The following is a 22,122-nucleotide window of genomic DNA, read 5'->3' as shown; positions in this document are numbered from 1 at the left end:
AGCGGAAAATTAAGGTTTGGCACGCCCTAACTCACCAATAACTGACTGATTAATTTTTCATGGCGTACCGTTTGCTTGTCAATGGCAAGGCGATAGGCAGTGATGATGGCTTTTATCTCGGATAAAGCTACACCAAAATCATCGTTAATCACCACATAGTCAAAGTTTACATACTCTTGCATTTCACGCACCGCCCCTGCCAGTCTGGTTTCGATGACTTTGGTGGCGTCTTGGTTACGGTTCATCAGACGGCTACGCAGGGCATCGCGGCTTGGCGGTAGGATAAAAATCATCACCGCTTGGGGAATGAGTTTTTTGACTTGCAACGCCCCTTGCCAATCAATCTCCAAAATCACGTCCATGCCCGCACCGAGCAAATCATTGACCGCTGTCTTACTGGTGCCATAATAATTGCCAAACACTTCAGCATGCTCCAAAAACTCACTCTCCCCCACCAAACGGATGAACTCATCTGTGTCAGTAAAATAATAATGCTCGCCATCAATCTCACCACGTCTAGGCTCACGGGTGGTGTGCGAGACGCTGACCACGAGATTTTTGGTAGTGGCGAGTAGCTCCTTGACCAGTGATGTCTTGCCTGTGCCTGAGGCGGCGGTGATGATAAAAAGCGTGCCTTGGGTGGGGTTTGGTGCATTCATAGACTCAACCAGCTTGATTTAACAAAATAAATGATAGATGTTGAGAAATTATAACACAAATTAACATATCTTAAAACGACAAATTATGGTAAAGTAAGCCGTTTTGATGTTGAGTTATTTGGAAATTTTTCATGCAAATCCTACTTGCCAATCCCCGTGGCTTTTGTGCTGGTGTCGACCGTGCCATTGCCATTGTCAATGAAGCCTTACGCCGTTTTAATCCGCCCATCTATGTCCGCCATGAAGTCGTCCACAACAAATTTGTGGTCGAAGACTTGGCTCGCCGTGGGGCGGTGTTTGTCGAAGAGCTTGACGAAGTACCTGATGGGGCGATTGTGATTTTCTCCGCTCATGGCGTATCCAAGGCGGTCGAAGATGAAGCGACACGCCGAGATTTGACTGTGTTTGATGCCACTTGCCCTTTGGTTACCAAAGTGCATATCGAGGTTGGCAAATTTGCCAAAGGCGGTATGGACGCCATTCTCATCGGACACGCAGGACACCCCGAAGTCGAAGGCACGATGGGGCGGTTTGACACCAGTTTTGGCGGTCGCATTCATCTGGTCGAAGATGTGGATGACGTGGCGAATTTGGATTTTGGGGCGGACAAAGAGCTTGCCTTTGTCACGCAGACCACTTTATCCATGGACGACACCGCTCAAGTCATCGATGCCCTAAAAGACAAATTCCCCCAAATCAACGCTCCAAGAAAAGATGACATTTGCTATGCCACTCAAAACCGCCAAGATGCGGTGAAATCTTTGGCAAAAGAATGTGAGATTGTACTGGTGGTCGGCTCACCCAACTCATCGAACTCCAACCGTCTAAGAGAGCTTGCCGAACGACTCGGAGCAAAGGCGTATCTCATTGATAACGCTTCTCAGATGGATAGGGCGTGGTTTGATGGCGTGGATCGTGTGGGTGTTACCGCAGGTGCGTCTGCCCCCGAAGTGCTCATCAAAGAAGTGCTAGACACCCTACAAGACTGGGGGGCGGATACACCAACCGAGCTGTCGGGCATCGAAGAGAATGTTACCTTTTCTCTACCAAAGAGCTTACGATAATCATCAGGGTTTGTCATCAACCAGTCATAAACGAAACATCTATTTACAATTTATCAAGCAAAATGGCGAAAAATGGTTGTTCCTGCTTCTTAATTGAGCTACACTAAACCTGTAACCCGCCACTAATTTTAATTAAGACAGGTACAACCATGACTCGCCAAACCGCTCATCATCAAGCCACTCATTGCACTCGCCCTGCCATCATGACCGTCATTCATGGCAACAGGACACGCACCATCAGTAACGACATGATTGTCCAAACCCTAGCCAAATTAACCACGCCCATCACGCATGCAACGCCCAAACGACAGGTGGCATAAGGGTTTTATTCTACTCTTTTAGTAACAGTTTTTCAAACACCAACAGTTCCTGCTCCAACAATTGGGTCAGCTGTTCAATGTGTGGCAAGGCACTTTGGCAAGCGGTAATGCCAAAATCTATCTTGTCTTGATAATTGGTCAGCGTGATGTTGAGTGCTTGCCCATCTAGTAGCACCGATGCAGGGAAAATCCCCGTTAGTCTCGCCCCATTTAGATACATGGGGGTGTTATCTCCCGGTACATTTGAGATGATGAGATTAAAGGCTTGGCGGGTCGGCATCACGCCCGTGCTTAGATTGGCAAATGCCATGCCATAAGCAAGCAAGCTATAATTAATGACCTGTGCCTGATTCATGCGAGAAAATCGTTGTTTGCCATCATCCACGCTTGCCTTGATGCTCAAAAGACGCTCGGCAGGGTTGGATTTGTGCGTGGCAAGATTGGTGAGAATGAACGAGAGCTGATTGCCCATGGCACTTTTATCACGGCGAAGCGATATCGGCACAAAGGCAATGAGTGGCTTGGCAGGCAAGGCATCTTGGGCAAGTAGATATTCACGCAACGCCCCTGCACAGATGGCAAGCAGGACATCATTGGTCGTCGCCCCAAAATGCTCGGCAATCTTTGCAAATCGCCCTTTTTCAAATGAGACGAACGCCAGCTGGCGTGAACTGCTGATTTTTTGGTTTAAGATGGACTTGGGGGCATCAAAGGTGCTGGTGAAATGTGGATTTTTTTCCCCGAAGTGATTTTTGATACTATTAACCAACTCTCGCCCCACAGGATAGATAGTGGCAAGCTGTTCTTTGATGATTTTTAGGGGCGGTTTGTGAATGGGTAAGATGGTGTTGATTTGACTGCGGTATTTGGTGGATAACGACCAAAACGGGGCGGTCATCTTCTCTGTTTTGGATGCTGAGAGCGACATTTGAAGCAGTCGCATGGCGGCAATGCCATCTGTCATCGCATGATGAATTTTTAAAAATAACGCAAAGCGAGCATTGCCACCGTCATGAGCAGGGGCAAGCCCATCGATGAGATGAAATTCCCACAACGGCTTGGCTCTGTCCAACATCAGCCCATGCTCTCGTGAGATATAGTTGGTCAGCTCTTTGGTGCCACCAGGTTTGGGTAGGGCAACATGGCGAAAATGATGATTGACATCAAAATCCCCATCTCTCTCCCAAAACAGCCCCTTGCTTAGCACTTGATTAAAAGGAAAGCTCGGCTTGGTGCGAGTTACTTCAATATCTGCCACCAACTTTGCCAAAAAATCATCGCCCGCCCCGTCAGGCAACTCAAAAATACACAAACCCGAAACGTGCATCGGCTCCTTGCGAGTTTCAAGCATCAAAAATACATGGTCAATGGCATTTAAAGCACGCACGTGTTGTCCTTAATTGATAAAATATGTTTTTAAAAGTGGATAAAAATGACAGGTTAATGACATCAAAAAAGGTAATTAGTATAACAAATTTTTGTAAAAAATTTTATCAATCCATGACTATTTTTAAAAATTTTTTCAATAAAAAAGAGCGAAACACTTAGGCTCGCTCTTTTGGTTGATATGACTTATTTACTTTCAAGCTGTGGCACGGCATTACCACCTGATAATCCGAGCAGTCCTGCACCTGCATAAATGCCGAGTTTGGCACGGGTGTCTGAAATGTCAAGATTACGCATGGTCAGCTGTCCGATACGGTCGGTTGCGGTAAAACTTGCGTCTTCCACTTTTTCCATAGACAGGCGTTCAGGCTCATAAGTGAGATTCGGCGACTTGGTGTCTAGGATAGAGTAGTCGTTGCCACGGCGAAGTTCTAGCACCACTTCGCCCGTAATGGCTTTGGCAACCCAACGCTGTGCGGTCTCACGGAGCATTAGGGCTTGACTGTCAAACCAACGACCTTGATAGAGCAAGCGACCCAAACGCAGTCCGTTAATGCGGTACTGCTCAATGGTGTCTTCGTTGTGAATGCCTGTAACCAAGCGTTCGTAAGCGATGTGCAAGAGAGCCATGCCAGGGGCTTCATAGATACCACGGGATTTGGCTTCGATGATACGGTTTTCAATCTGGTCGGTCATGCCCAAGCCATGTCGTCCGCCAATTTCGTTGGCTTTTAGCATGAGTGCCACAGGGTCGTCAAATTTTTCGCCATTTAACGCCACAGGATTGCCTTCAAAAAACTCCACCGTAACGGTCTCAGGCTTAATCTCCACGCTTTCGTCCCAGTAGCGTACACCCATGATAGGCTCAACGATTTTGTGGCTGGCGTTCAAAAATTCCAAATCTTTGGCTTCATGTGTCGCCCCAAGCATATTTGAATCGGTAGAATACGCTTTTTCTTTGCTCATTTTGTAGTCAAAGCCGTTATCAATTAAGAACTGACTCATCTCAGCCCGTCCGCCAAGCTCATCAATAAAGGTCTCATCTAGCCAAGGCTTATAAATTCTAAGCCTAGGATTGGTCAGTAGCCCATAACGATAAAAACGCTCAATGTCGTTGCCTTTATAGGTTGAGCCGTCCCCCCAAATGTCCACACCGTCGTCGCTCATGGCGGTTACAAGCATCGTGCCTGTTACCGCACGCCCGAGCGGGGTGGTATTAAAATACGGCATACCACCTGTCGTGATGTGAAACGCTCCGCACTGAATGGCACAAATGCCTTCACGAGCAAGCTGGGTACGGCAATCAATCAAGCGAGCCTTCTCTGCCCCGTATTGCATGGCTTTGGCAGGGATTGAGTCGTAGTCGGACTCATCGGGTTGCCCCAAATTGGCGGTATAAGCATAAGGCATTGCCCCTTTTTGCTTAATCCACAAAATGGCGGCGGACGTATCCAAACCGCCCGAGAATGCAATCCCCACCTTTTCGCCAACAGGCAAAGATTCTAAAATGGTGCTACTCATATCAACTCCGATTTTCATAAAATAAAAGAATGTAATTTAAAAAATTATAACACTTTTGGCAAATCTTAGGGTAAAAATTTTAAAAATTTGGCAAATTTTCACAAAAATAGGCGAAAAATTTTTAAAAATTTGCTAAACTAATAAATTTTAAAATAGTCATCATTTTTAAAATTGATAACCCAGTCATCATAAAGCCATGATTACCCTAAAACCATGATAACCCTAAAAATAGACACCACCGCCCAAACCCTGACCGTATTTGATGATGATAAGCTCATCAAAACTCTGCCTGTCTCCACCGCCAAAAATGGCACAGGGCAATTTGAAAATACAGGTTGTACGCCACTTGGCAAACATATCATTAACAACAAAATCGGGGGCGAATACCCCAAAAATGCCGTCTTTGTCGGACGGGTGTTTACAGGCGAGATATATGATGATGAGTTGGGGCAAACCAACCCTGATAGGGACTGGATTTTAAGTCGGATTTTGTGGCTAAAAGGTGTGGAGAAAGGCTATAATTTGGGCAAAACCGCAGACGGTACGGTGTGCGACACCCACGCCCGATATATCTATATTCATGGCACACCCGATACCGAGCCTATGGGCGTGCCGATGTCGCATGGCTGTATCCGTATGACAAATGATGATGTGGTGTGGCTGTATGATATGGTTGATGTGGGGACACAAGTTTTAATCATTTAGCCTATTTGTCAAAAATATTTTCATCTTTTAAAAAGGCAATTTATGAGATATTTATTACTAATTCCTATTATCACATTAACTGCTTGCGTAAATACCCCTTATCAATCCAATAATAAAATAGAGCAAATCACACAAACCGTCCAGTCGGATGTTTTTATTATTTATTTTGACAAAGATAAAAAAGACAATTTATTAACACACATCAATCATCATCACGATGAAATTATTTATTTATATCAAAATATGAATGCCGTGGCGGTAAAAATCACGGCAACTGATTTGGACAAACAAATACAATCTTATCAAGCGATTGACGGTGTTTTACAAATCACCAAAAACCAAACCATGCAATTACATTAAATTTAAAACATAAAAAGGGCAATTATGAATTTACAAAAAGTTGATTTAAACCTGATTGTTTATCTAGACGTATTACTGCGTGAAAAAAACGTTACCCGTGCCGCCGAACAGCTTGGCATTACTCAGCCTGCGATGAGTAATATTTTACGCAGGTTGCGTTCACTGTTTAATGACCCCTTGCTCGTGCGGTCGTCCGAAGGCATGACCCCCACCGAGCGAGCGAGCGAGTTACAGCCACGCATTCGTGAGATACTCTCGGACGTGGGGACGCTGTTGGAGCCACGCACCGAGTTTCGTCCGTATAGCACGTCTCGGGTGTTTCGGATTATGACATCGGACTATGCCGAAGCCACGCTTGTGCCACGCCTTGTCAAAGCCCTTAGAAGCGAAGCCCCGAACGTGATTTTGGACTTTTTGACCCCATCCGATGTGTCGTATCGAGACATGGAGCAGGGGCGAGTGGATTTGGCGATTAATCGTTTTAATGAGATACCGCAGAGTTTTCATCAGGTGCTGGTATGGCGTGATACGTTTAGTTGTCTGCTGTCGGCAGAGTCGCCCCATTTGCACCGTTTTAACCTAAAAAATTACCTAAAAGCTCAGCACGTCTGGGTATCCAAAACGGGCATGGGCGTGGGTTTTGGGGTCAATCCTGAAAAATCAGGCGGTCTAGGTTCCATCGACCAAGCCTTACAGCGACTGGGACAAAAACGCCAAATCAGCGTGTTTACCCGTCATTATCAAATGCCTGCCATGCTCACCGCCAACAAAGATTTGATTGCCACGCTACCCACTCGTGTGGCAAACCTACAAGCCCAAAATAATCCACAAATCGTGGTCAAAGAACCGCCATTTTTCATTCCAGAATTTGAGCTTAAAATGGCGTGGTCACCCCTACTACAACACCACCCTGCTCATAAATGGCTAAGACAGCTTATCATTCATGTGGCACGGCAGATTATGGCGGAAGAAGACGCCAAACTGCGTCAATAAAACAACCATTGAAGCTGTTGTATTATTTTTAGAATTTTAGAAATTAGGGTACGCCGCCTTTGATATCTCCTTGAAAACGAGCAATTTTTCTCATTTTTATGGCAAATACAAAAAGCAGGCACGCCCTAGTGTATGAAATAAAGGCAAAAAAAATCCCCAAGTCAGGGGAGACTTAGGGGATTAAACTGGAAAAACCAGTTAAAAATGGCGCAGCGGACGGGACTCGAACCCGCGACCCCCGGCGTGACAGGCCGGTATTCTAACCAACTGAACTACCGCTGCTAAGGTCACTAATCTTTTTTAACCATAAAAGATTTAAAATGGTGGGCGGTAACGGATTCGAACCGCTGACCCTCTGCTTGTAAGGCAGACGCTCTACCAACTGAGCTAACCGCCCGAACTTAACTTACTTAACTCTTTAAACAAATAATTTAAACCATGTTTATTTGTTATGTATGTCGTTCGTTGTGGTGCGTATTATATAGATTTTTTGGTGGGTGTCAAATGGTTTTTTGAGAAATTTTAAATAAAATTTATAAACCATTGAAATTTATAAAATTATTTTTTAAAACTATTTTATAAAATTCTCCCACCCGTTCTTACCAAACGCCCCGAACATACTGCTCCACTTCATGCAGTCGCTCCATCGTGCCGACATCGACCCATTTGTCACTCAGTATCTCGCCACTGACACGCCCGCCTACCATCGCCGAACGCAATAGCGGTGCCAGTGGTGCTATCTCGCCCATACCCACGCCCGCCACCATCTGTGGCGACATCACGCTAATGCCAGCAAAGGTGTGGTTATTACCATCATCGCTCTTTAGTCCGACCCTGCCCGACCCCCCTACCGACATCTGTGTCAAAGCAAAATCGCCCGTGGGGTTATGCTCGGGATTGGCGGTCAGCATCAGATGAGCCAGATGATTGCCAAGGCTGTGATGAGCCAGCCCATCAAACGCAAACTCACTCCACACATCGCCATTAATGAGCAAAAATGGCTCATCTCTTAGCTTTCCATGAGCCAGTGCATAGCGAATGCCCCCTGCCGTCTCCAAAGGCTCGGGCAGGACACTCTCATCGGATATGTGAATATTCACACCAAAATCACGATCTTGAAAAAAGTCAATAATCACACCACCCAAATAACCGACATTTAGAGTAATATCGGTAATGCCTGCCTGTTTTAGGCGTTCGATGTGCCACACTATCAAGGGCTTTTGTGCCACCATCACAAGGGGCTTGGGCGTGGTCAGGGTCAAAGGACGCATTCTGGTGCCTTTGCCTGCCGATAAAATCATGGCTTGGGTTATCATGGTTTGCCTTTTATAAATATACCCTATTCTCAACTTTATGTAAGCGATTGCTTTATCAAGGGCGAATTGCAATTCGCCCCTACACCCAAAAATGGTTATTGAATAATCAACAAATTACCATTTTAAGTTGAGAATGAAGTTTTTATACAATAATTGAGACTTTTAAATTAATTAACTCAAATAAAATTAAGTATATTAATTTAAAATTAAAAATATCAAAATGAAAATAGGACAATTTATCATATCATCATCCTACTTTCATTTATTTATTCTAATACAAAGACCTGATTATAAGCAGGTAGGATTTTTTGCTGAATGAATTCATTAAAAGCGGTATAAACATCATCATCGCCCTGTTCACTTAGCCAGTTAAGCTCATGGCACAAATCATTCATCACTTTGGGGATGTTTTGCAAATAACGCTCTTTACCATCTCGCTGATACAAGCGAATAAAAATCCCCAATACTTTTAGATGTCGCTGTACGCCCATGATATTGACATTTTTGGTAAAGTCATGCAAAGTCATGTTGGGATTTTTTAATTCATAAAAGACCCCAATCTGCTCATTCACCCACGTCTCATCCACATCAATGTACGCATCTCGCACCAGACTCACTAAATCATAAGTATCCGCCCCAATCACCGCATCTTGAAAATCAATCACGCCCAGCTCATCGGACGCTTTATCTTGCATGAGATTGCGACTGTGATAATCACGATGAACGATGACTTTGGACTGACTTTGGACATCAGTGATGACTTGTTTTTTTAGTCGCTCCCATAATAACTCATCATCGGCTGTAAATACCACATTAATATACGGCAAGAACCACTGACTAAATAAATCCATCTCATCATTTAATTTCTCATCGCTATATGCTGGCAAATCAACATTAATATCCAAACCCTGCAATTTAATTAATGTCTCATAGGCTTTTTGATAATAGCGAGCCATATTTGCTTTATCATCTTTGATTAAATGGGCAAATTCGGTCGTGCCAAAGTCTTGTAATAATAAAAAACCCTTGGGGATATCTTGGGTGATGATGTCAGGCACATTCACCGCTTCACTCATGATACCTGCCACCAACACAAATTCGGTCACGCTCTCTTTGTCAGGCGGAGCGTCCATCAAAAGATAGGTCATCTCGTCTTTATCGTGTTCGCTTGCCACCTTAAAATGAATGCGATGATAACGGCGAAAACTGGCATCCCCTGCCAAGCTCTCTACCGTAAAACCAGCGGTTAGGTGATTGTTTAAAAAATTCATCATCTCATCATGGCGAGTCATGGTATGCCCTTATGGTTAAAATCGTTAATTTAAATGACTTAGTTAAACGATTTGGTTAAATGGTTAAGTAGGTGCCATAGTTTAGCGGATTTTTGGGCGTTACACCAGTCATTTTCGGTGCATTATTTTTTACTGGCACATTTTTATAAGAAATGATAAAAACTAGGGCGTGCCTGCCTTTGGTATTTGCAATGAAAAATGAGAAAAATCGCACGTTTTTCAAGGAAAAGTCCGCAGTTGATATTGCAATATCAACAAGGATTTTGACTTCGAGCCACAATCCGACCACTTAATTTTAAAAATCAAGTTAAAATCTTAAAAATTCACACGATTAAGTGGTCGGATAGCCATTTTTCATGCAAAAATGGATTGAAATCACTAAATTTCATTATATTTTCATTAAAAATGTTATCAAGGGTAGGTACGCCCTATTAATTTTAAATCAAAAATAGGGTAAAATAACCAACTTTAACCACATTTAAAAATCACCCTAAGTCAATTCAGGTAACATCATGACACGTGGACAGGCAACGCAGAACAAACAGGACAGACAAAAGCAGGATTTTTTTGGCAAAAAACACGAATTGACCATCTGTGTCGGCATGGCATTGTTTGGCGTATTGCCCACCCTAAGTCACGCCCAAAGTTTTGTGACATCTGATGACATCACACGCCCAAGCTCCAACAGCATGATGAGCCATACGCCCACGCCTGCCACCGTTCAAGCAGTCGCAGGGACAAAGGTAGAGACCAATACAACTGATGACGGTTTGGGATTTGTTGCCAACACCAATGACACCCAAACTGCCCATTCTGCCCCCACCATCATTCAGCCCAAGCCTGCTCATCTGTCTCATCACGCCGTCACTTCGCACAGTTCCCAATACAGCCCTGAATACAGTACACGGGACAACCCACCGCTTGATGACAGCCCATATCTTGATAATAACCCATATTTTGATAACAAATTGACAAACAACAAACAAAGTAACAAATCAAATAATAATTCAAAACCCACATCATTTGTCACATCAGATGTTCATGGCGTGCATGACAGCCAAGACGGTAAGAGCAATCAAAACACCACGTTTATCAGCAGTGAGAACATCAGCCAAGACCATCATGCCAACACACAAAAAAGCCAAAGCCTTACCAAACTTGCCCAATATTATCACGCCAAGCCAAGCACAGGCGGACACGTGGCACGCTGTGAAGGGGTGTGGGTACAGCCCAAGCGAGAGAGCCTAAGCCAAAGTCTAGGCTATCGGGGACATGGTGATGATAACGATACTTTCTACGCCCAAGCCGACTACGGCTACTATGACAATAAAGACTACGCCGAGCTTGCTGGCAATGTCATCATCGAACAAAACGGTCAGCAAATCGTCGCTGACAAGCTCATCTATCAGCCCAGCACAGGGCAAATGCGTGCCACAGGGCAAGTGCTGTTTAGTGATGACCGACCGCCCAGCACTGGCGGTAGCAAGGTAAGCGGTGCAGGGATTATCGGGATTGCCGATAACTTATACTATGCCGATGATGGCAGAACCGCCACCGCTCATGATGTCGCTTTTGCCAGCACCACCATGAACGCCCACGGGCATGCCCACACCCTAAATAAAGTCGGCGACAACCAATACCACATGCAGGACGTCATGTTCTCCACCTGCCCGCCAACCGAACGCAAATGGCATTTGGATGCCAGTAGCATTGACATCGATAATGACACAGGGCGTGGCGTGGCAAAAAACAGCACGCTAAGAATCGGTAACGTGCCTGTCTTTTATTTGCCATATTTTAACTTTCCCATTGATGACAGACGTGCCAGTGGCTTTTTGTTGCCGACGGCAGGGTTTGGTTCGGACAGTTTTGAGATTAGCACACCCTATTACCTAAACCTTGCCCCCAACTATGATGCCACCATCACGCCCACGGTGTTTAGTAACAAAAATCCCATGCTCACGGGCGAGTTTCGCTATCTGACACAGTACGTCGGGGCGGGCGTATTGCGTGGCTCTTTTTTGCCCGATGACCGCAAATATAATGGCGAAGACCGCAAAAGCCTGTTTTATGACCACTATTGGCAGTCCAAACGCCACCCCCATCTGTCCGCCTACGCTCATTATCGCTACGTCTCGGACAGCAGTTATCTTAATGACTTTGACACGCTTGGCATCGAAGGCAACCCACTTAACCTACCACGCAACATCGGAGCAAGCTATTATAATGACTATATCAGTGCCGATTTGCGAGCTGAGACCTTTCAGACATTGCATGGTAAAAATAACGACGGCACGACCATCTTAGACAAAGACAAGCCCTACTCACGCCTGCCCCAGTTGTCAGTGCATTATCGCTTGCCAAAACTTGTCAATGAATTTGACGTGCTAAACCGCCTAAAAGTAGAAGGGATTCACAACTCTGCCTATTTTAAAAAATCCATCAAAGACAACTCCGATACGGAAAAATCAGGCGTTCGCATGTACAACCAGCTCTCAGCAAGCTATCCGATGACTCGCTCATGGGGCTATGCCACGCCATCGCTTGCCTTGACACATCTGTATACATCTTATGATGAAGACAGCCTTATCGGACAAAATCTCACCGAAGACGAAGGCACTTATTCGGTGTTCGCCCCTAGGATTGGGTTAGATACGGGGCTGTTTTTTGAAAAGGCGGGCTCCCCCTTTGGGCTATATGACGACAGCTTGGGCGGTCATCAAGTCATCATGCCACGCCTAAAATACACCTACACCCCCTACAAAGACCAAAGCAACATCCCCAACTTCGAGACCGCCATCGGGCAGGTTAGTTACGACCGCCTGCTGTCTGATTCGTGGCTCTTAGGCTATGACCGCATTGGCGACTTGCACGCCATCACCCCCGCCCTGCATTATCGCTATGTGGATGGGTCAGGTCTGACTCGCTTTGACGGGGGCATTGCCGAGCAGATTTATTTGGATGACATTCGTGTGGGCGTGGATGACAGTCAAACCTTTACAGGTAGTACATCAGGGCTGGCATGGCGAGCTTCTGCTCAGCCGACGGATAACTTTTGGGTAGAAGCTGGCGGGGCATTTACCCCCAGCTACGACCTAAGTGCCATCGTCGCTCAGCTACGTTATCAACCCAGTGACAACCAACTGTATAACTTTGGCATCATCGAACGTAAAGATAACCCTGCCACCGGTCAGCTTGCCCTATCGGCTTATACCGCATCCGCTGTCTTTCCCATCAACAACCGCTGGCGTGTCATGACCCAAGCCCAATACGACCACAAAAACGACCGCCTGCTCGATGCCTTGGTTGGGGTCAATTACGAAGACTGCTGTTATGGGTTGTCAGTCTATGCTCGCCGTTATCGTAACGACCTAAACCCCGAAGCAGGTGCGGACAATGCTGTCATGGCAGAGATTCGCCTAAATGGCATTACCAGTGGCGGTAAGCTAAACCGTCTGATGTCTGATAAAGTCTTGGGTTATGACACTGTCAATCGAGCATGGCAACAAGATTATTAATTTATTTAAATCATAGCATTTGACGAGATGATGATGAAATGCTAAACTGATTTGGTTTATTTACAATTTTATAGGAACAACAATGAAACACCCCCTTATTCAATCCCTACTTACCATCAGTCTAAGCCTAGGCATGGCAACGGTCGCCACCGCCAATACCCCTAGCGTGACAAGCAGTGCCGATGGTATTTTGGCACAGGTCAATGATGAAATCATCCTAAAAAGCGAGTTCATCACCGCCAGTCAAGCCATGGCTCGTGAATACCGTGACAGGGGCATCGCTCTATCTAATGCCGAAACCCAAAACCTTGCCATGGACGCCCTTATCACACGCAAATTACAGCTTGGACTGGTGAATCGTGCAGGGTTTAGCCCCAATGAAAATGCGGTCAATCGTGAACTGCTCGCCATCGCCAACAAAGAAGGGTTTGACAACCTAGCAGATTTTCAACGCTCGCTTGATGGCAAGCAAGCAGGCAGTTATGCCGAACTTCGTCGTCAAGTCATCGAAGATGCCAGCCTTGTGGCATTATGGCAAGCCCAAGTCCGTCCACGCATTAACATCAGCGAGCAGGAAGTTAATGCCTTTTTAAACTCTCCCGAAGGACAACAAATTCCTGCCGAACAGGTGCTTATCCCCGAGTGGCAGACCAGTCATATTTTGGTTAAAGTTGATGGCACCCAAAGTGATGCCATGGCACAACAAAAAATCAACGCCCTATACAGCGAGCTACAAAAAGGGGCGGACTTTGGGGCGATGGCAGCCACTTATTCTGATGACACAGGCTCTGCCACCCAAAACGGTCGCTTAGGCTGGGTCACTGACGGGCAAATGGTGGCAGAGTTTGAAGCGATGATGAAAAATACCGTCGCTGGTGATTTTTCCACCCCATTTCGCACGCAGTTTGGCTGGCACATCCTAAAAGTGGAGAACACTCGCCAACGAGACATGAGTAATGAAGTACGCAAAGACAAGGCTCGTGAGATACTATTTAGCCGTCAAGCTCCCCAAGCCGAAGAAGACTGGGTGGATGAACTAAAAGCTGGGGCTTATATTAAGATTTTTGAATAATTTTACAAATATCAAAAGACGGCTTAATGGTCGTCTTTTTTATCATCCGCTTTTAGCATTCTGCTTTTCCAAACAACTCGATTCCCACCAAAAACTACCCATCAATCACAAAAACAACACCGTTTATCAATAATTTTTCATAAAACTACTCCTATTGTAAAATTTTTAGTATAATTCTGTGTTAATTTTTATTAATTCAAACCATTGATTTTATCAACCAATAACCCATCTCTTGGAACTTAAGGATATTCTATGAATCACATTTATCGAGTTGTTTTTAACCACGCCACAGGCGTTTATCAATGCGTGTCAGAATTTGCCAAAGCCCATGGCAAAACCAAGTCGGTTAAGTCGCTAAGTGTGGCAGTCGGTCTATTGATGGGCGGACAGGCATTGGCGGCAGATATTGAATTTAATGATGCAAAGACACACACATTTGACCAAGCCATTGCTTTAAATGGCGATGTATTAATCGGTAATGACACCACAATCACTGTCAATAACAACAAACAAATCCAATTTGGCTCGCCCAATACTGCCGGTGAAGACAAACCAACCACAGCAAACATCAGCAACAGCACGCTTAATTCAGGCGGTATCGTCATTGCCAATACTCAGCAGGCAACAGTCAATATTGATAATAGCAAGCTAAACCTGACAGGTGCTTCTGCCATTGGCGTACAGAAGTCGGGGATTGCCAATATTAGTAATAACACCAAAATCACCACAACGGGCGTAACTTCAATTGGTTATGAAGCCGAAGGTAAAATGGACTTAACTGGCAGTGAAATTGATGCAACCAATAACAATATTAATATCGGCGAACGTGCAACGGGGGAGTTAAACCTAAAAGACAAAGCCAAAATTACCGCAGGCGAAGTCTTAGTAGGTATTCAAACCAATCACATTGGCACATTAACCTTGGACGACAGTCAGATAGACACCAGAGACATTGCCATTGGTGATGACGGAGTGGCAATTGTTACACTGACAAATGGTAGTAGTATTAACACCAGCGAGCACATGCATTTTGGTCGCCGAGAAAATGGGCGGGCAACCATTAATGTCACAAACAGTAGCCTGTCAGGGGGTAATGAGCTCAATGTTGGTCAAAAAGGCGTTGCTACACTGAACGCCAAAGACAGCAAAATCGCTTCAAATAAATGGCTAAGAGTTGGGCTAGAAGAAAATTCATCAGGAACAGTTGTTTTGGACAATAGCACCATGAATGCTACTGATGAAATTATTGTTGGTTGGGATGGTGCAGGTGATGTTACCCTCAACAATAAATCATCAATTTCAAGCAAAGGTATCGCAATTGGGCTTAGTAAAGGTGCGGGCAAAATCACCCTAAACGACGACGCAAAATTAACCGTCAGCAACATCTTGCAAGTCGGAGGTGAGAGCAAAGGAGAGCTTATCGTCAATGGAAGTGACTCTAAAAACATTGTTGTCACCGCTGATATAGTTATTGTCGGCACATCTGCCAATAGCGACAGTATGATTACCGCCAACAACAAAACAACTTTTCAAGTCAATGGTGACATGATTATTGGGGCGGGCAGTAAAGGGACAGTAACCCTAAATAAAAACTCCCCATATTCACATGGTGTCGGTCACACCTATGTAAAAGGCAAAGTATATTTGGGCGGTTTTGAAAACCTCGACCCAACCCTAAACACCATTAATGGTACGGGCTCTCTTATTTTGATAGACAGTACATTGCGCGCAGATGAGATTGTTGTTGGAAATGTCGGCAAAGGTATTCTTCAGGTGGAATCAAAAGATGTCGGTAACCACTGGTCAGGTCTTTATACCAATCAAATCAGTCGGGGTACCAATGCCACACAATCTGACGTCTTTATCAATGGTGCAGAACTTAGCATCACCGAAAATCAGCCTAACTTATTTGCCAATTTTACCAAAAATGACAAAATTGAAATCGGTAATCGTGGTGTTCACATCAATACAGAATCCTATTTGAGCAGTCAGTCACAACCCACAGATGTCATCATCAACCCAAATGCTGTAATAACAGGTGATGTAGGTCATTTCGGTTATCGTGCAAATGAAGATGATATATTGGGCGGTTTTATACATTTTGGTACTGGCACGCTTGAGATTGCTGAAAGCTCCAAAAAATTTACAGGGGACATTGGCTCATTTGCTGGCACACTCAAAATCAACGGCAACTACACCATGAATGGTGAAAATCTCATCATCGGTATCTTGGATACCGATGACAATAATGTCATTGATGATAACGAACATGGCAAAGTTGTGGTGACAGGCACTGCTGATATTAGCAATGGCAACCTAAACGTCTATGCCCAAGACCTTATCAAACCACTCATCACAGGCAATAACCCCACTGCCGAATATAAAGATGTGCTAACAGCGGGTACATTAAAAGGCAAATTTAAAGACGTGCAGATATTTGACGTGAATGGTGATAAGATTGACACCAGACTGGGAGCGGATTATTCCGATGCCAATAAAGTACATCTAAAAATCCAACCTGAAAACACCACGCCCGTAGTACCGCCAACGCCAACGCCAACGCCAACGCCAACGCCAACGCCAACGCCAACGCCAACGCCAACGCCAACGCCAACGCCAACGCCAACGCCAAACATTGTCGGCACTTTTGAAAATGCTGTCAATAGCCAAAATAAAAATTCTTTATTAAATTTGGCACAGGTATTGGACACGCATAAAGACACCAATACCAACCCACTGGGACTGGCATTGACACTGGGTGCAAGCGGTCTTGATAATGCCAAGCTCACCCAAGGAGCATCTGAGCTTGCTCCGCTCATGCATGGCTCTACCGCTCATGTTATCGCCAATGCCCAAGACTACGCTTTTGGAGCGATACATGCTCGCCACCTAGACCGTTCACGTTCTGTATGGGCAAAAGCGATTGGCACGCAGGGCAAATTACAAGAAAATGAGCTTTTGGACTATGACACCACAGACATCGGAGCGATTGTGGGAGCAGACACAGCGGTGGGTCGTGGCAATATCGGCTTAGCACTGTCTTACATTCATAGTGACGTGGACAGCCGTGGCAATGCTCGTCATGACGCCACCGTCAAATCCACCCAAGTACTAGGCTATGGTGACTACGACATCAATGACAGAGTTTCTGTTCATGCCACCGTGGGCGTGGGGCGAGCGGACATTGACGGCAAACGCCACATCAGCACGCTCACCGCAGGCAACACCGCCACTGCCACTGCTGACTACACCGCAGACACCGCCCAAGCAGGTTTTGAGATTCGTCATCGCTTTGGTACAGACACACGCCGCATCACGCCATTTATTGGCATGAAATACACACATGTCTCATCAGACGGCTACACCGAAACAGGAGCAGGCGTGTACAATCTGGCAGTACAAAAGGCAAGTTTCAATGAAATTAGCCAAAACTTCGGTATTCGCTTACAACAAGCAATCAGCCCACGTACAACCATTACAGGCGAACTGTCAGGGTCGGTTTATGGTGGCGAACGTACGCCCATTACAGCAAGTTTTGTCAATGCCGATGACAGTGCCTTCACCTTAAACGGTCAGGAGCTTGGACGCACGGCGGGTAATGTCGGTCTTGGCATGACCTACAAGCCCACAACCAACACCACCTTGTCGCTTGGCTATCAAGGTCAATGGCGTAAGAACTATGACAATCAAGGGGCTGCACTAGGCTTTGAGATGAAGTTTTGATCAACACAAACACAAAAAGCTGTCACAATGACAGCTTTTTTATGCCCCATTCTCAACTTTATACAGCTAACAAATTTGAATTTTACCACGGAAACCGTAGCAATTTTTCATTTTGTAGAGTGTATAAATGCCTAATTTATCAAGGGTAAATTATGGTAAATTACCCCCAATTTGCACCAATTCTACATTTTGAAAATTTTTTGTAGGGGCTGACTGTATACGCCCTTTATTGGTGCTATTTATAAGACGTACAGAGATAAGCTCTTACGTCCACACATCATTGAGTTTGTGGTAATTTTAAAGTTGCTTGGGTGTAAATAATCCATCATGCTTTTATTTTATTAACACGCATAAAAAAGACCTTACATGAAGGTCTTTTTGTTGAGTCAATGATTTATCATTCGACAGGGTTTTGTGACAGTGAACGTACATAAGCTGCAAGTAACATGATACGCTCGTTACCTAGCTTGGTTTGCCACTCGGGCATCACGCCAGCACGACCATGACGAATGGTTGTTTGTACCGATTCACGATCACCGCCAAATAGCCAAATATCATCAGTCAAGTTAGGTGCACCAAATGCAGTTAGACCTTTAGCGTCAGCACCATGGCATAGCACACAGTTGGCCTCAAAGATGGGCTTACCTTGTGCCACCAATGATTGATTAAGCTCACCATTATCTACCCCAGAGCCATGTCCGCTAGCGATAGACAGTACGTATTCAGCAGCAGCACGAACACCAGACTCGCCCAGTTGTTTCTGCCACGCCGCCATTGCACCGACACGACCATTATGAATGGTTAGCAATATTTCATCTGCATTACCACCATGGAGCCAGTCATCGTCCGTTAGATCAGGATAACCTGTTGCACCTTTGGCGTTGAGACCATGACACAGAGCACAGTTTTGTAAGAACAGACGGTTACCCACTTTTTGGGCTTCTGGGTCACTTGATAGCTTATCTACATAAGGAGCAAGCAGTTTAACCTGCTCATCGATTTTGGCTTGCAAGTCTGAATCAGGCTCAGCATTTTTGCGTTGCTCAGCTTGTAGCTCAGACAACTTTGCCAGTACAGGTACAGCATCAGTTGCACCAGCCGCCGCCAAGATGTTTTGTTCAAAGTTTTCAGTAAAAACTTTATTGTTGGCTTGTAGTTGGCTATTTAGCTCGTTCTCTGATGTCCAAGGCACTTGTTGACCATCAACTTCTACGGTTGTGATGCCTTTCCAACTATTTGGCTGGATTGAAGGGTATAATACAAAATATCCTAGACCCCAAGCCAAAGTCCCAAAGAACACCACAAGCCACCATTTTGGCAAGGGCTTATCATATTCACGAATGCCGTCGTATGAATGTCCTGTCGTCTCATCTTCTTCTAGCACTGGCTTGGTTTTTAGAGTCCAAACAAGCACCCCAAAAATGAAAGCCCAACAAGCCAGCGAAAAGATGGTAATCCAAGAACTCCAAAAAAAGCTCATTGTATATCCTTAGTGCGTTGTGATGACGACTCTTCTAATTGGTGATCATCTAACGCAAGTTGTGCGTCTTCTTCAAAGCGTTTTTTGTTTTTTGGTGAGTATGCCCACCACGCCACACCGATGAAAGCAATAAATGCCCCCACCGTTGCGATACTATGTAAAACGCCCCAATTCATTAGCGTTGACCCTGCATGGCGATACCAAGCTGTTGCAGGTAAGCGACCAATGCATCAAGCTCGGTTGCCCCCTGTACTTGGTCGGGCGCCGCTTCAATATCAGATTCGGTATAAGGCAAGCCAAAACGGTCTTTAAAGATACGCATTTTTGCTTGAATCTTCTTACCATCCACCTCATTCTTGGCAAGCCAAGGATAGGCGGGCATGACTGATGCAGGCACTACCGCACGTGGGTCAATCAAATGGTCAATGTGCCATTGGTCAGAATAACGACCGCCAACACGAGCAAGATCAGGACCAGTACGCTTAGAACCCCATAAGAATGGGTGATCCCATGTAGACTCTGCGGCACGGCTATAAGGTCCATAACGCTCAACTTCGGCACGAAGAGGACGAATCATCTGAGTATGGCAGACGTGACAACCTTCACGGATATAAATGTCACGACCTTCTAATTCTAATGCTGTCCATGGACGCATGTTGGGAAGTGGCTTATTCACACCGCCTTGCTCTGGTGTATTTTGGTCAAAAAGCAATGGATAAATCTCAACCAAAGTTGCAAAGCTAATCGCAATCACAATAAAAACAACGAGTAAGCCGGTATTTTTTTCAACAATTTCATGTGTAATGTTAGACATGGCTGCCCCCCTTATGCTTTGACAGCATCATTATCAAAGACTTCATCACGACCTGTATTAACCTCTTCAGGCTCGGCAAGACGCTCAGGAATGCTAGGCATCTTAATGGTCTTATAACAGTTATAAGCCATCACAAGCATACCACCAACATACAATAGACCACCCAATGCACGCACCACATAAGGCCAGTGTGACACCACAACCGTTTGGATAAAGTCATAAGAGAGTGTGCCATCATCGTTGGTCGCACGCCACATCATGCCTTGGGTAATACCCGAAATCCATAGGGCGACGATATACAAGACCGTACCTGTGGTCGCAAGCCAAAAGTGTACTGTGATAAGGTTGGTTGAGTACATTTTTGCTTTGTTGTAGATGCGTGGCAACAGCACGTAGATAGAACCAATGGTTACCATACCAACCCAGCCCAACGCACCAGAGTGTACGTGTCCGACCGTCCAGTCGGTATTATGGCTGATGGCATTCACTTCTTTGATGGAAAGCATTGGACCTTCAAAGGTGCTCATCGCATAGAATGACAATGCCACGATAAGGAAGCGAATGATGGGGTCAGTACGCAGTTTATCCCAACTACCAGACAAGGTTAGCACACCGTTAATCATACCACCCCAAGAAGGAGCGAATAGAATGAGCGAGAATACCATACCCAAAGACTGAGTCCAGTCAGGCAGTGCTGAATAATGCAAGTGATGACCGCCTGCCCACATATATGATGCAATCAAAGCCCAAAAGTGAACGATAGACAGACGATAAGAATACACAGGGCGACCGACCTGTACAGGAATGAAGTAATACATCATACCCAAGAACGCCGCCGTCAAGTAAAAACCTACCGCGTTGTGTCCATACCACCACTGAATCATGGCATCAGTTGCACCGCCATAGAGCGAGTAAGATTTCCACATACTCACAGGAATGGCAAGGTTATTGACGATGTGAAGCAAAGCGATGGTAATGATGAACGCTGCAAAGAACCAGTTGGCGACATAGATGTGTGATGTCTGACGCTTGATGAGCGTGCCAAAGAACACGATGGCATACGCCACCCACACAAGGGCGATACCGATAGAAATCGGCCATTCTAGCTCGGCATATTCTTTGGCGGTAGTGATACCCAATGGCAAGGTAATGACCGCCCCCACAATGACTGCTTGCCATCCCCAAAAGGTAAACCAAGCAAGATAAGGTGCAAACAGTCTTGTCTTACAAGTACGCTGAACAATATAATAAGATGTTGCAAAAAGTGCCGAACCCCCAAACGCAAAAATCACCGCATTGGTATGTAGCGGTCTTAAACGCCCAAAGGACAGCCAAGATGTATCAAAGTTAAGTGCTGGCCATGCAAGCTGTGATGCAATGAATACACCAACCGTCATGCCAATAATACCCCAAAATACTGCCATGAGCGTGAAAAGACGAACAATCGTAATTTCGTATTCATGGTCAACTGATGGGGCTACTGCTGTTTTAGATAGACTCATGGGATAGGTTTCCTGTGCAGCCCGATTTGTTTCGTTGTTTGATGAGATTAATCATCAAATTTACGTTTTTTAACTATATTTGTCTATTGTAACGCAAAATTTGCCAAATATCATCATTTCAAATCAGTTTTTAGGAAAAAAACCTTAAAAAAATTAAGGAAAAAATAACAATCAAACAATGACCACAATCTTTCCTATGACTGGCTTACTCACGATGAGTTTGGCTTGCGTTAAATCCACACTCACAATAGGGTATTGCGGCGGGTTTTTCACCGTGTATTATACAACACAATTGTAAGTTTTCGGGCATGTTTTGTAAAAAATAAATGAAAATTTTCACATTTTTTTAAAATTTTTTGTAACTTTTGCCAATTTTTGACGATTTTAATCAATTTTT

The 22,122-nt window shown here is 45.0% G+C and carries 17 protein-coding genes and 2 tRNA genes; 8 read left to right on the top strand and 11 right to left on the bottom strand.

Annotated features, from left to right (window positions below; all coding sequences use genetic code 11):
- Positions 1–26 precede the first annotated feature (26 nt).
- Positions 27–659, bottom strand: a complete 633-nt coding sequence (gene gmk, locus AAHK14_RS09055) for a guanylate kinase (RefSeq protein ID WP_062500267.1) — start codon at positions 657–659, stop codon at positions 27–29.
- Between the two features lie 131 nt (positions 660–790).
- Between gmk and ispH the strand changes: the two genes are divergently transcribed.
- Together ispH and AAHK14_RS09045 are read left to right on the top strand one after the other, a co-directional pair.
- Positions 791–1,723, top strand: coding sequence for a 4-hydroxy-3-methylbut-2-enyl diphosphate reductase (gene ispH, locus AAHK14_RS09050; protein WP_065256462.1), 933 nt, complete (start codon positions 791–793; stop codon positions 1,721–1,723).
- 149 nt (positions 1,724–1,872) lie between these two features.
- Positions 1,873–2,043 (top strand): hypothetical protein, encoded by a 171-nt coding sequence (locus AAHK14_RS09045; RefSeq protein WP_156065173.1) that lies wholly within the window; start codon positions 1,873–1,875, stop codon positions 2,041–2,043.
- A gap of 10 nt (positions 2,044–2,053) precedes the next feature.
- On the opposite strand, the gene AAHK14_RS09040 is transcribed toward AAHK14_RS09045, so the two are convergent.
- Positions 2,054–3,430 (bottom strand): wax ester/triacylglycerol synthase family O-acyltransferase, encoded by a 1,377-nt coding sequence (locus AAHK14_RS09040; RefSeq protein WP_065256463.1) that lies wholly within the window; start codon positions 3,428–3,430, stop codon positions 2,054–2,056.
- Between the two features lie 185 nt (positions 3,431–3,615).
- On the bottom strand, positions 3,616–4,968 hold the full coding sequence (gene argG, locus AAHK14_RS09035) for an argininosuccinate synthase (protein ID WP_227514746.1): 1,353 nt from the start codon (positions 4,966–4,968) through the stop codon (positions 3,616–3,618).
- 195 nt (positions 4,969–5,163) lie between these two features.
- Here argG and AAHK14_RS09030 point away from each other — a divergent pair, with 195 nt between their 5' ends.
- The 3 genes from AAHK14_RS09030 to AAHK14_RS09020 are packed head-to-tail and all read left to right on the top strand — an operon-like array spanning position 5,164 to position 7,008.
- Positions 5,164–5,655, top strand: a complete 492-nt coding sequence (locus AAHK14_RS09030) for a L,D-transpeptidase (protein ID WP_194092596.1) — start codon at positions 5,164–5,166, stop codon at positions 5,653–5,655.
- Between the two features lie 42 nt (positions 5,656–5,697).
- Positions 5,698–6,015, top strand: a complete 318-nt coding sequence (locus AAHK14_RS09025; RefSeq protein WP_065256466.1) for a hypothetical protein — start codon at positions 5,698–5,700, stop codon at positions 6,013–6,015.
- Between the two features lie 24 nt (positions 6,016–6,039).
- On the top strand, positions 6,040–7,008 hold the full coding sequence (locus AAHK14_RS09020) for a LysR family transcriptional regulator (RefSeq protein WP_194092595.1): 969 nt from the start codon (positions 6,040–6,042) through the stop codon (positions 7,006–7,008).
- 205 nt (positions 7,009–7,213) lie between these two features.
- Here AAHK14_RS09020 and AAHK14_RS09015 read toward each other — a convergent pair.
- The 4 genes from AAHK14_RS09015 to AAHK14_RS09000 all read right to left on the bottom strand — a co-directional run bounded on the left by AAHK14_RS09015 (position 7,214) and on the right by AAHK14_RS09000 (position 9,616).
- Positions 7,214–7,290 (bottom strand) — tRNA-Asp (locus tag AAHK14_RS09015).
- 39 nt (positions 7,291–7,329) lie between these two features.
- Positions 7,330–7,405 (bottom strand) — tRNA-Val (locus AAHK14_RS09010).
- A 202-nt stretch (positions 7,406–7,607) separates the two neighbouring features.
- Positions 7,608–8,324, bottom strand: a complete 717-nt coding sequence (locus AAHK14_RS09005; RefSeq protein WP_065256468.1) for a nucleotidyltransferase family protein — start codon at positions 8,322–8,324, stop codon at positions 7,608–7,610.
- A 266-nt stretch (positions 8,325–8,590) separates the two neighbouring features.
- Positions 8,591–9,616: a phosphotransferase gene (locus tag AAHK14_RS09000; protein WP_194092594.1), complete on the bottom strand. Its 1,026-nt coding sequence runs from the start codon at positions 9,614–9,616 to the stop codon at positions 8,591–8,593.
- A gap of 512 nt (positions 9,617–10,128) precedes the next feature.
- Here AAHK14_RS09000 and lptD point away from each other — a divergent pair.
- From lptD to AAHK14_RS08985, 3 genes are all read left to right on the top strand, one after another.
- Positions 10,129–13,134, top strand: coding sequence for an LPS assembly protein LptD (lptD, locus tag AAHK14_RS08995; RefSeq protein WP_227712964.1), 3,006 nt, complete (start codon positions 10,129–10,131; stop codon positions 13,132–13,134).
- 82 nt (positions 13,135–13,216) lie between these two features.
- Positions 13,217–14,206 carry a peptidylprolyl isomerase gene (locus AAHK14_RS08990; protein WP_194092593.1) on the top strand — a complete coding sequence of 330 codons (990 nt, stop codon included), beginning with the start codon at positions 13,217–13,219 and terminating at the stop codon, positions 14,204–14,206.
- A gap of 252 nt (positions 14,207–14,458) precedes the next feature.
- Positions 14,459–17,929: an autotransporter domain-containing protein gene (locus AAHK14_RS08985; RefSeq protein WP_346818197.1), complete on the top strand. Its 3,471-nt coding sequence runs from the start codon at positions 14,459–14,461 to the stop codon at positions 17,927–17,929.
- A 397-nt stretch (positions 17,930–18,326) separates the two neighbouring features.
- On the opposite strand, the gene ccoP is transcribed toward AAHK14_RS08985, so the two are convergent.
- Genes ccoP through ccoN form a run of 4 tightly spaced genes read right to left on the bottom strand, consistent with a single transcriptional unit; the run spans position 18,327 to position 21,725 of the window.
- On the bottom strand, positions 18,327–19,409 hold the full coding sequence (ccoP, locus tag AAHK14_RS08980) for a cytochrome-c oxidase, cbb3-type subunit III (protein ID WP_065256474.1): 1,083 nt from the start codon (positions 19,407–19,409) through the stop codon (positions 18,327–18,329).
- Positions 19,406–19,585, bottom strand: a complete 180-nt coding sequence (locus AAHK14_RS08975; RefSeq protein ID WP_062500079.1) for a CcoQ/FixQ family Cbb3-type cytochrome c oxidase assembly chaperone — start codon at positions 19,583–19,585, stop codon at positions 19,406–19,408. Before AAHK14_RS08975 ends, ccoP begins: the two co-directional genes overlap by 4 nt.
- A complete protein-coding gene (gene ccoO, locus AAHK14_RS08970) occupies positions 19,585–20,223 on the bottom strand; it encodes a cytochrome-c oxidase, cbb3-type subunit II (RefSeq protein WP_062500077.1) in 639 nt (212 codons plus the stop codon). The genes AAHK14_RS08975 and ccoO overlap by 1 nt, the downstream gene beginning before the upstream one ends.
- An 11-nt stretch (positions 20,224–20,234) precedes the next feature.
- Positions 20,235–21,725, bottom strand: a complete 1,491-nt coding sequence (ccoN, locus tag AAHK14_RS08965; RefSeq protein WP_194092592.1) for a cytochrome-c oxidase, cbb3-type subunit I — start codon at positions 21,723–21,725, stop codon at positions 20,235–20,237.
- Positions 21,726–22,122 lie beyond the last annotated feature (397 nt).

The sequence above is a fragment of the Moraxella sp. K1664 genome (genome assembly GCF_039693965.1).
In the GTDB taxonomy this organism is placed as follows: Bacteria; Pseudomonadota; Gammaproteobacteria; order Pseudomonadales; family Moraxellaceae; genus Moraxella.
Note: the sequence above shows the minus strand (reverse complement) of the source record. Positions and strands in the feature narration are given on the sequence as shown.